7 protein-coding genes are annotated in these 12,308 nt (G+C 38.7%); all 7 read left to right on the top strand.

The genetic code is table 11. From position 1 onward, the window contains the following. Positions 1–3 precede the first annotated feature (3 nt). The gene (gene glmM, locus NST66_RS26710) at positions 4–1,350 is read left to right on the top strand and encodes a phosphoglucosamine mutase (RefSeq protein ID WP_028411905.1); all 1,347 of its coding nucleotides are present in this window, start codon (positions 4–6) and stop codon (positions 1,348–1,350) included. Positions 1,351–1,780: 430 nt separating this feature from the next. Next, positions 1,781–3,583, top strand: coding sequence for a glutamine--fructose-6-phosphate transaminase (isomerizing) (gene glmS / locus NST66_RS26715; RefSeq protein ID WP_028410402.1), 1,803 nt, complete (start codon positions 1,781–1,783; stop codon positions 3,581–3,583). A gap of 862 nt (positions 3,584–4,445) precedes the next feature. Then, on the top strand, positions 4,446–5,162 hold the full coding sequence (locus NST66_RS26720) for a YebC/PmpR family DNA-binding transcriptional regulator (protein ID WP_013054976.1): 717 nt from the start codon (positions 4,446–4,448) through the stop codon (positions 5,160–5,162). Positions 5,163–5,320: 158 nt separating this feature from the next. After that, positions 5,321–6,874, top strand: a complete 1,554-nt coding sequence (locus NST66_RS26725) for an SH3 domain-containing protein (protein WP_340843749.1) — start codon at positions 5,321–5,323, stop codon at positions 6,872–6,874. A gap of 160 nt (positions 6,875–7,034) precedes the next feature. Next, complete coding sequence (locus NST66_RS26730; RefSeq protein WP_028411903.1) at positions 7,035–8,927, top strand: PTS mannitol transporter subunit IICBA; 1,893 nt, start codon at positions 7,035–7,037, stop codon at positions 8,925–8,927. A gap of 60 nt (positions 8,928–8,987) precedes the next feature. Beyond that, complete coding sequence (locus NST66_RS26735; protein ID WP_098627247.1) at positions 8,988–11,078, top strand: BglG family transcription antiterminator; 2,091 nt, start codon at positions 8,988–8,990, stop codon at positions 11,076–11,078. A gap of 5 nt (positions 11,079–11,083) precedes the next feature. Beyond that, positions 11,084–12,271 (top strand): mannitol-1-phosphate 5-dehydrogenase, encoded by a 1,188-nt coding sequence (locus NST66_RS26740; RefSeq protein WP_340843750.1) that lies wholly within the window; start codon positions 11,084–11,086, stop codon positions 12,269–12,271. Positions 12,272–12,308: the final 37 nt, after the last annotated feature.

Here is a 12,308-nt window from a genome sequence, read left to right on the forward strand (position 1 = left end):
TTAATGGGTAAGTATTTTGGAACAGACGGAGTACGAGGAGTTGCCAATAGTGAATTAACTCCTGAGCTTGCTTTTAAAATTGGACGCTTAGGTGGTTACGTTCTAACAAAAGATGCAGAGCGACCAAAGGTATTAATCGGACGCGATACACGCGTTTCTGGTCATATGTTAGAAGGAGCGCTTGTTGCAGGCTTGCTTTCAATTGGTGCAGAAGTTATGCGATTAGGCGTTATTTCAACTCCAGGGGTAGCGTATTTAACAAAAGCACTTGGCGCACAAGCAGGAGTCATGATCTCTGCTTCACATAACCCAGTTCAAGATAACGGAATTAAATTCTTTGGTCCAGATGGATTTAAACTGTCAGATGCACAAGAGAATGAAATTGAAGCGTTAATGGATAGTGAAACAGATCAATTACCAAGACCTGTTGGGGGAGATTTGGGTCAGGTAAATGACTACTTCGAAGGTGGACAAAAATATCTTCAATACTTAAAACAAACGGTTGATGAAGACTTCTCAGGTATTCATGTTGCATTAGACTGTGCGCACGGAGCAACGTCGTCGTTAGCAGCACATTTATTTGCAGATTTAGATGCGGATATCTCTACAATGGGGGCATCACCAAACGGATTAAACATCAATGACGGTGTAGGATCTACACATCCGGAAGCATTAAGTGCCTTCTTAAAAGAAAAAGGAGCGGATGTTGGGTTAGCATTTGATGGAGACGGAGATCGTTTAATCGCAATCGATGAAAAAGGCGAGATTGTAGACGGTGATCAAATCATGTTCATTTGTGCAAAATACTTATATGAACAAGGACGTTTAAAGAAAAATACGCTTGTTTCTACTGTTATGAGTAACTTAGGCTTCTATAAAGCACTAGAAGCTAGCGGAATTGAAAGTGCACAAACGGGTGTAGGCGACCGTTATGTAGTAGAAGAAATGAAAGCTAATCAATATAACCTAGGTGGAGAACAGTCAGGTCATATTATTTTCTTAGATTACAACACAACAGGTGACGGTATGCTTTCAGCTATTCAGCTTGTAAACATTATGCAAGCAACGAAAAAGCCTTTATCAGAATTAGCAGCTGAAATGAAAAAATATCCTCAGCTTCTTGTAAATGTAAAAGTAACAGATAAGCATCATGTTACAGATAACGAGAAGGTAAAAGTGGTTATTGAAGAAGTGGAAAAAGAAATGAACGGTAATGGCCGAGTACTTGTACGCCCTTCAGGAACAGAGCCGTTAGTACGTGTTATGGTTGAAGCACAAACACAAGAAGAATGTGAAACTTATGTAACGCGTATCGTAGAAGTAGTAAAAGAAGAAATGGGCTTAGAGTAATTCATTAATTATATGCATAAGCGGTGACGTTTCAAGCTGCTTATGCATATTTTTATATTGTTGAGAAAAATTCTTGGAAATTATCTAATGCTAAAGGCTGTTTTTACAGATAGTAAAGAAGATAATTGACGTTTTCTCACTTCTTATTGTAATATTAAATCTGTTCGTCTCTTAATTTATGTAAAGGAGTGAACAATCTATTTTAAAAGTGAATACAAAGCGCCTGAACTAAGTAAAGGGACGGAAACGACTTAGTTGACGAGGAGGAGGTTTATCGAAGTATCGGCGGATGCCTCCCGGTTGTTGATTATCACGGCCGAAAACTTGATGTGAAAAACAATGAGGTGACTTATTGGACAAAAGCATTGAGATGATAATCATTGATGATGAAAAGAGACTCTCTTTTCATACATGAAGGAGGATTTTATCTATGTGCGGAATTGTAGGATATATTGGAACAGAAGATTCGAAAGAAATTTTATTACGTGGTCTTGAAAAGTTAGAATATCGTGGCTATGACTCAGCGGGTATTGCAGTTGTTAACAATGAAGGCGTACACGTATTCAAAGAAAAAGGCCGTATTGCAGAATTGCGTCAGGCAGTAGATCACAGTGTTGTAGCACCAGCAGGTATCGGTCATACGCGTTGGGCAACTCATGGTGTACCAAGCCAAGAAAATGCTCACCCGCATCAAAGTACATCTGGACGCTTCACACTTGTGCATAACGGTGTAATTGAAAACTATGCTATTTTGAAACGTGAATATTTACAAGATGTAACGTTCAAAAGCGAAACGGATACAGAAGTAATCGTTCAGTTAATTGAAAAAATCGCAGCAGAAGGCTTAGATGTAGAAGAAGCGTTCCGTAAGACAGTAAGCTTGCTTCACGGTTCTTATGCACTAGCTCTTGTTGATAACGAAGATAAAAATACAATCTACGTAGCTAAAAACAAAAGCCCGCTTCTTGTAGGTGTTGGCGAAGGATTTAACGTTGTAGCGAGTGATGCTATGGCAATGCTTCAAGTAACAGATCAGTACGTAGAATTAATGGATAAAGAAACAGTAATTGTGACAAAAGAAGGCGTAACAATTAAAACGCTTGATGGTGAAGTGGTAGAAAGAGCACCTTATACAGCAGAGCTTGATGCAAGTGATATTGAAAAAGGTACGTACCCTCACTATATGTTAAAAGAAATTGATGAGCAGCCTTTAGTTGTTCGTAAAATCATTCAAGAGTACCAAAATGAGAACAATGAACTGCACATTGATGCAGACATTTTAGGAGCGATGGATGAAGCAGACCGCATCTATATCGTAGCATGTGGAACAAGCTATCATGCAGGCCTAGTAGGTAAACAATTCATTGAAACGTGGGCGAAGGTTCCAGTAGAAGTGCACGTAGCAAGTGAATTCTCTTATAACATGCCGCTTTTATCTGAAAAGCCATTGTTTATCTTTATCTCTCAAAGTGGAGAAACAGCTGACAGCCGTGCAGTATTAGTTCAAATTAAAGAACTAGGTTACAAAGCGTTAACAATCACAAACGTTCCGGGATCAACATTATCTCGTGAATCTGATTATACGTTATTACTTCATGCAGGTCCGGAAATTGCTGTAGCATCAACAAAAGCTTATACAGCTCAATTAGCAGTGCTGTCAATTCTAGCGGCTGTAACAGCAAAAACACGCGGCATTGAATTAGAATTTGATTTAGTTCAAGAGTTAGCAATCGTAGCAAACACAATGGAAGTACTTTGCGACGACAAAGAAGAAATGGAAAGCATTGCTCTTCAATTCTTAGCAACAACTCGCAACGCATTCTTTATTGGACGTTCTGTTGATTATTATGTAGGTTTAGAAGGTGCGTTAAAACTAAAAGAAATCTCTTACATCCAAGCAGAAGGATTTGCTGGAGGAGAGCTTAAGCACGGAACAATCGCTTTAATTGAAAACAATACGCCAATTATTGCATTAGCAACACAAGAACATGTAAACTTAAGCATCCGTGGTAACGTAAAAGAAGTAGTAGCACGTGGAGCTAATCCTTGTATCATTTCAATGAAAGGATTAGAAACAGAAGAAGATCGCTACGTGATTCCGAAAGTTCATGAAACACTTTCACCACTAGCAGCGGTTATTCCTTTACAATTAATCTCTTACTACGCTGCATTGCACCGCGATTGCGATGTAGATAAACCACGTAACTTAGCAAAATCAGTTACTGTAGAATAATAAGGTTCTAGACACCCTTCTATTTATAGAAGGGTGTTTTTGTATATAATTCTCATTGAGCTAAAAAATATATTTGCTTGCTCAATTTATTTTATATAATAGAGTAGGTAAATGAACGAAACTCACTTATAAAAAAGGAAGTGAAAAGTATTAGTGGAGTAGCTCAAAGTATCAAGTACGTGTTGCGAGGCATCTTTTTTGTCTTGTATTTTCCCTTTTATTTTGTATTTCAAATTTTGTGTAAGCTATGGATATATTTTATCGCTAAGCCCCTCATATGGATAGGAACAAGAATTATTCAACCTGTCATTGATTTCATTTGGAGATACATTATACGTTTCTTGTTCGTTTATCCTATTTCTTGGCTATGGAGTGTCCTCATCTATCCTTTTATTCTCTTCGTTTGGAAACGATGTTTTTTGCCTATAACTAGATTTATATGGAAGTACGTTTTATACCCTGTGTTGTATCTAGTTTGTTACCCTTGTTATCTTTTCTGGAAATATGTTGTGCTGCCATTTTACAATGAAATTGTTATTCCTGTGGTTTCATTTTGTCAGCGTATATTCCTCTGTTTCTGGAAAGGAGTTAAGTGGATCGTAATTCATATGATCTACTATCCCCTACGGTGGATTTGGATGAGATGTATATACAAACCGCTTAAAAATGTATATACAAAAATCATTCAGCCGGTTATCAAATGGTTTTCTCATTTATTTAGTTAATGAAATATACCAAAAGATTGCTTTTCTTTTTTAAGTATTAAACTCGAAAGGTAAGAGGGAATTGATGTATAATAAAAACGGATATATCATTGCCTATTTATTTTATTAGATTCAATTTTGAAAGAGAGTGAAACAATATGGGCCGTAAGTGGAACAATATTAAAGAAAAGAAAGCGTCAAAAGATGCTAATACAAGTCGTATATATGCCAAGTTTGGCCGTGAGATTTATGTGGCTGCAAAACAAGGTGAGCCAGATCCAGAATCAAACCAAGCGTTAAAAGTTGTATTAGAACGCGCGAAAACATACAATGTGCCAAAAGCAATTATTGACCGTGCCATTGAAAAAGCAAAGGGCGGTTCAGAAGAAAATTACGATAATCTTCGTTACGAAGGTTTTGGACCAAATGGCTCAATGGTTATCGTAGATGCTCTTACGAATAACGTAAACAGAACAGCTTCAGACGTGCGTGCTGCCTTTGGTAAAAACGGCGGTAATATGGGAGTAAGCGGATCAGTAGCGTATATGTTTGATCCAACAGCTGTTATTGGTGTAGAAGGTAAAGATGAAGAAGAGACGCTAGAACTGTTAATGGAAGCAGATGTAGACGTGCGTGACATTTTAGAAGAAGAAGATTCTGTAATTGTTTATGCTGATCCGGATCAATTCCATGCGGTACAAAAAGCGTTCAACGATGCTGGTATTACGGAATTTACAGTAGCTGAGCAAACGATGCTTGCTCAAAATGATGTAACTCTTCCTGAAGATGCACAAGCTCAGTTTGAAAAAATGATTGATGCATTAGAGGACTTAGAAGATGTGCAGCAAGTATATCACAACGTTGATTTAGGATAATAGTGAAAGAGGCAGACCTATCAAAGAGGTCTGTCTTTTTTTATAGGCCGTGTGAAAAGCATCTATTGACCCTTTCCCTTCGTTTGGAATATGGTAAGATAATGAATTAAGAATAGAAAATAGTAGAATTTTATAAGGAATAAATGGAGGGAAAGCAGTTGAAAAAATTAATGGTGGGGATGGCGTTAACAGCTACGCTTGCAACGGCTGTAACGCCTGGCTTTGGCTCAATTGGGGGAAATCAAGAAAAGGCATATGCAGCAACAGTTACATATAAAGTAACGGCAAGCAAGCTAAATGTGAGAAGCGGAGCGGGAACGAATTACGGGATTATCGGCAGCGTAGTAAAAGATCAAACACTATCTGTGGTAAGCAAAAGCGGAAGCTGGTACAAAATTAACTATAACGGCCGCACAGGCTATGTAAGCAGCGATTATGTACAGTCATCAGGAACAACAGCGCCACCAGCAGAAAGCACAACGTATACAGTAACGGCAAGCACGCTGAATGTAAGAAGCGGAGCGGGCACCAATTATGCATCCATAGGAAGTGTGACAAAAGGCCAGAAGCTGTCTGTGATGAGCAAAAGCGGAAGCTGGTACAAAATTAACTACAACGGCCGCACGGGCTACGTAAGCAGCGATTATGTACAAGCATCGGGAACAACAACGGCCCCAACAACGCCACCAGCAGAAAGCACAACGTACACAGTAACGGCAAGCACGCTGAATGTAAGAAGCGGAGCGGGCACCAATTATGCATCCATAGGAAGTGTGACAAAAGGCCAGAAGCTGTCTGTGGTGAGCAAAAGCGGAAGCTGGTACAAAATTAACTACAACGGCCGCACGGGCTACGTAAGCAGCGATTATGTACAAGCATCGGGAACAACAACGGCCCCAACAACGCCACCAGCAGAAAGCACAACGTACACAGTAACGGCGAGCACGCTGAACGTAAGAAGCGGAGCAGGCACCAACTATGCATCTATAGGAAGTGTGACAAAAGGCCAGAAGCTGTCTGTGGTGAGCAAAAGCGGAAGCTGGTACAAAATTAACTATAACGGCCGCACAGGCTATGTAAGCAGTGACTATGTACAGGCTTCAGCTACAGCGTCTCCAAAGCTCGTAGTCGATTCTTTTAAAACGTTAGGCAACGCTCAGCAAGTCATCTTGGTTACAGCAGATAACTACGATACGAAGTTTGCTAAAATTCAAACATTTGAAAAAGTTGATGGAAAATGGAAGCAAGTTTTAACTGCGAACGGTGTACTTGGACAAAAAGGATTCGCTTTAGCGAAAAAAGAAGGAGATATGGAGTCTCCGACAGGGAAATATACAATTGGCACAGCATTCGGACGCTATGCAAATCCTGGAACTAAGCTTCCATATCGAAAGATTACATCAAATGATGTGTGGGTAGACGATTCAAAAAGCTCTCTGTATAATACGTGGCAGCAAAAGCCAGCGAATGGCCGCTGGACGAGCGCTGAGAACATGGATATCCCGGCTTATGATTATGGGTTTGTCATTAATTATAATGAATCTAGAACCCCAGGAAAGGGAAGTGCAATCTTCTTTCATGTAGGAACAAATTATACAGCAGGATGTACGGCCACTTCTAAAGAACAAGTTGTCTCTATTTTAAAATGGTTAAATCCAGAGAAAAATCCAGTTATTATTCAATCTCCTGTAAGTGAATTAGATAAATATTAAGTTAGAAAGCAGCTGAATTCGTGTAATTCAGCTGCTTTTTTATGTAATTAAAAGCTTTGTCCGTCTGTGGTACGACAAAGTTAGTTTTCCTATTCATTGAATGAAAGCGTTTAATCTCTTACGATTAAAGTATCATCACGTAGAGAAAGGAAGAGAGCAAATGGCTCAATCTAATATAAAAGTAGCTGTACAAAAATTTGGGAACTTTCTAAGTTCAATGGTTATGCCAAATATCGGAGCATTTATTGCATGGGGACTTATTACTGCTTTATTTATTCCAACAGGCTTTTTTCCAAATGAAAGCCTTGCCAAACTAGTGGATCCAATGGTCAAGTATTTGCTTCCGCTGCTAATCGGCTACACAGGAGGAAAGCTTGTACACGATCAGCGCGGAGGCGTTGTAGGTGCTATCGCGACCATGGGCGTCATTGTTGGATCTGATATTCCGATGTTTCTAGGCGCTATGATTATGGGGCCGCTGGGCGGTTATATCATCAAGAAGTTTGACCAGTTTATTGAAGGTAAAGTCAAAACAGGATTTGAGATGTTAATTAATAATTTCTCAGCAGGTATTCTTGGAGGAATTCTAGCGATTCTAGCCTTTTTAGGAGTTAGCCCAGCTGTGGACGGATTTACAGGTGCACTTGTAGTGGGTGTAGATTGGATGGTTGCACATGGCCTTCTTCCTCTTACAAGTATTTTAATTGAACCAGCTAAAATTTTATTCTTAAACAATGCCATTAATCACGGCATTTTATCTCCGATTGGAGCAGAACAAATTCGAACAAACGGACAGTCCATTCTATTGTTATTAGAAACAAATCCTGGTCCGGGATTAGGAATTCTGTTAGCGTATTGCTTCTTTGGAAAAGGAACAGCAAAACAGTCAGCACCGGGAGCGGCCATCATTCATTTTATTGGCGGAATTCACGAAATTTACTTCCCTTACGTTTTAATGCGTCCTCTTCTAATCATTGCGGCTATTTTAGGAGGAATGAGCGGAGTATTTACATTTGTTCTTTTAGGAGGAGGCTTACAAGCCGTTGCTTCACCAGGAAGTATTTTGGCTATTTTAGCTGCTACACCAGGTAATGCAGGCAGCTATGTTGCAAATATCTCAGGTGTTCTTGTTGCAGCCGTCGTATCGTTTATTGTAGGTTCGTTAATTTTAAAAACGGGCAAGCAAACAGAAGATTTGGACGAAGCAGCTCGCAAAATGCAAGAGATGAAGGGCAAGAAGAGCTCTGTAGCAGGAAGCTTTACAAAACAGCAAGGCGACGTACCAGCAAGCGTTCAAAAAATTGTTTTTGCCTGTGACGCAGGTATGGGATCGAGTGCAATGGGCGCCTCTCTTCTTCGCAAGAAAGTTAAACAAGCAGATTTAAATATTTCGGTAACAAATACAGCTATCAGTAATATTCCAAGTGATGCTCAAATCGTTATTACACAGGAAGAGCTAACGCCAAGAGCTCAAAACAAAGTTCCAGATGCGTATCATATCTCGGTGGATAACTTTCTATCTAGCCCGGAATATGACAAACTAATTGATCAACTAAAAAATGATCATACTACTTCTAAGGCGGAAGAAGAAAAGAACGTATCTGCAGAAAACTATACAGATAGTAATGATGGTTTATTAAAAGAAGAAAACGTTTTCTTGAATCAGCACTTTTCTTCTAAGGAAGAAGCAATTCGATTTGCAGGAAGTGTGTTAGTAAAAGGCGGATATGTAGAAGAAAACTATGTTGAAGCGATGATTGAGCGAGACAATATGACTTCTACTTATATGGGAAATGACGTAGCGATTCCGCACGGTACCGAAGAAGCGAAAAAGAACGTTTTAAGATCAGGTTTTACAGTAATTCAAGTTCCAGAAGGCGTTGATTTTGATGGTGAGAAAGTTCGTTTGATTTTCGGAATTGCCGGAAAAGACGGCACCCATTTAGAAATTTTATCTGGTATCGCGATTACATGTTCTGATATGAACAATATTGAAAAGATGGTTCATGCCAAATCAGCTAAAGAATTAATGGCTATTATTCAAAGTAACTAACGGGATAGAAAGGCATGAAGATGCCTTTTTATCCTTTGTTTATAAATAAGAAAAGAGTTGATGTTCTTGTTTATTACTTCAAGAGAAAAATCAATCATTGAGTTAATTATTAAAACGGCAGGAAAGCATACAGCACTTACACTTGCTACTTTTTTGAATGTAAGTGTAAGAACCGTTCACCGAGATTTGAAGGCAATTGAATCAACACTTGAAAAATTTGATTTAAAGCTGATTCGTACACAAGATGAAGGACTAATGATTGAAGGTAAAAATGAACAAATTTTTCGTCTTATCCAAGAGCTGATGAAGATTAAAACGACGGATCAGTCTCCACAGGAAAGAAAATTAATTCTTTTAATTCTTCTTCTAGAAGAAGGAGATTCATTTAAATTACAAACACTGGCTAAAGACTTAGAAGTAAGTATTACTACACTAACTGCTTATCTAGATGAATTAACAGAGTGGTTAACCACATTTGACGTTTTCCTTCATCGAAAGAGAGGGGTCGGAGTAGAGGTTCAAGCTACTGAAGCCAATAAACGGAACGCATTAGCCAATTATTTTCTTGTCCACTTTAATGAAGAGTTAATTGAATGTTTGTTTCTAGTAGAAAATCATCAGCATACGGATGAAACGATTTTGCATTATTTTTATCCGAATTATTTAGCAGAAGTAGACCGAATTGTACATCAAGCGATTAATCAGCATCATTCTAAGCTGGCTGACAGCGATTATATAGGGCTCATTGTTCATATTTGCATTATGATACAGCGAACGAAAAAGCAAATGTATCTAGAAGACGACGGCGGCCAAACGGAAGAGCTGGCGAGTGAACTGTTCTTAATGAAGGATATTTGCCGCGAAATTGAACGGGTATTTTCTCTTTCTTTCACGGAAAAAGATATTCATTTCTTAGCAGTACGGCTACGTGCAGCTAAGTTCCAAACTACTAGAGACGTATATTACGACAGCGTAGTGGTTGGGCAGATTATTAAGAATATGATTTCTCATGTTTCTGTTCAGCTTAACACCGACTTGACCGGTGATTTTTCCCTTTACCAAGGGCTGCTTGCTCATATGGAACCGGCAATTTTTCGTCTTAAGCAAAAAATGGAGCTTTTTAATCCATTAACGGAAGAGATTAAGAAAAAGTACCCTGTTTTATTTATGGCTGTGAGAAACAGTATCGATCAAGAGCTGCCGGATTTAGTTTTTCCAGATGATGAAGTGGCATATCTTGTTTTGCATTTCGGTTCAACGCTAGTGCTAAAAGAAGAAGTCATGGAAATTCAGGCACTGATTGTCTGTCCAACTGGAATCGGCACTTCGAAAATGTTAGCTAGCCGTATTCGTAAAGAGATTCCGGAGATTAATTCAGTTGTCATTAAATCGGTAAAAGAAATCAAAGAAGCGGCGCTTGAAGGGTATGACGTAGTGATTTCAACAGTAAGACTTCCTTTTTTAAATGTCGATTACATTTTAGTCAATCCACTCTTAACCGAAGAGGATATTCAGTCCGTTCAGAATTTTTTACAGAAAAACATTCAAAAGTTAACCAAAGATAAGGGCTATCGTTCGTTCCAATATAAAAATAAGACCGTCTCTACACAAAAACCGTCTTTTGAGGAAACGATGAAGCAAATTAAAGATGTGCATGGAAGTATCGAATCAATTCTTCAAAACCTTAGAATGTATCGATTTTCGGATGCAGTGAGTCATGATCAAGTGATTTCGCACGTAGTAAAAGCAGCTGAAAAAGAACGTTTAATAACCAATGCCAGCTGCGTTATTGATCAGCTTAAGGAACGAGAAAACAAAGGCGGTTTAGGTATTCCGCAAACGAGTATGGCACTGTTCCATTGCCGTGAACATCACGTGAAAGAGCTGATTTTTCAAGTTTCACATTTAGAACAGCCTTGCACAGTTAAAGGTATGGACGGAACAAACATGCAGGCGCGTAACCTTCTATTAATGCTAGCACCTGAGGAGTTAAGTGAAGTACAGCAAGAAATCTTAAGTTTAATTAGTACAAGTTTAATTGAAGATCATGAAGCAATGATGGTTTTTTCGTCTTCGAACGAAGAGATAATTCGCAAAAGGCTAGAGGATACGTTTCATGAGTACCTTCGAAATAATTTGATAAAGGAATGATTTTTGTGAAACAAGCAGTTCATTTTGGAGCAGGTAATATTGGGCGAGGATTTATTGGGGCATTATTTTCTCAAAGCAACTATCACGTTACATTCGTAGATATTGCTGAAAAGATTATTAATCAGTTAAACACAGATGAAGGGTATAACGTAATAACAGCCGCAGAGCACCCAGAGACATTAGCTGTTCAAAACGTAATAACAGCCGCAGAGCACCCAGAGACATTAGCTGTTCAAAACGTATCTGGTTTAAATAATCTGACGCAAGAACAAGCAGTCATTAAAGCGATTAAAGAAGCAACGTACATTACGACAGCCATCGGACCGAACGTTCTGCCTCGCATTGCTCCTTTAATTGCTAAAGGTTTGGCTGAGCGTGTGAAAACAAGCGACGAAAAGGTATATATTATTGCATGTGAAAATCAAATCTCTGCGACAGATTTATTAAAAGGCTATATTTTTGATGCGCTGGATGAAGAGACAAAAGCTCATATGGTAAATAAGGTCTTTTTCTTCAATTCAGCTGTAGATCGTATCGTACCTCTTCAACACAACCAAGGTTCGCTTGATGTTTTAGTAGAATCCTATTATGAATGGGTAGTAGAGGCACCTGAAAATATTCCTTTTGTAGAAGGAATGACGATTGTGCCTGACCTTGCTCCTTTTATTGAAAGAAAGCTATTTACAGTAAATACAGGACATGCGGTGATTGCATATTTTGGTTATTTAAAAGGAAAAGAAACGATTGATCAAACGTTAAGAGATTCAGATATTTACCAACAAGTACAGCAAACGCTACGAGAAACAGGAGACTATCTAATTAAAAGATATGACTTAGATAGAGAGGAACACGAAGCCTACATCGTAAAAATTATTGAGCGTTTTAAGAATCCTCATTTAAATGATTCAGTTAAACGGGTAGGAAGAGCGCCAATTCGCAAACTTGGACCTCAGGATCGTTTGATTCGTCCAGCGCTAGAAGCAAAAAAAGCGGGCCTTTCTTATACCCACTTAGCGAAGGCCATCGCTGCTGCGCTTCTATTTGACCCGCAAGAAGATAAAGAGGCTATGAAGCTTCAAGCGAATATTCATGAGTATGGTATTGAGTATGTGTTAAAAGAGGTCAGTGGGTTAGAGGCAAGTAATAATTTAACAAAAGAAATCATTGCTCAATATAATGCTTTAAAATCGTAAATGACTCTAATACGTGTAAACAGTCCATTTTAAATGG

The organism is Priestia sp. FSL W8-0524 (genome assembly GCF_038005965.1).
In the GTDB taxonomy this organism is placed as follows: Bacteria; Bacillota; Bacilli; order Bacillales; family Bacillaceae_H; genus Priestia; species Priestia zanthoxyli.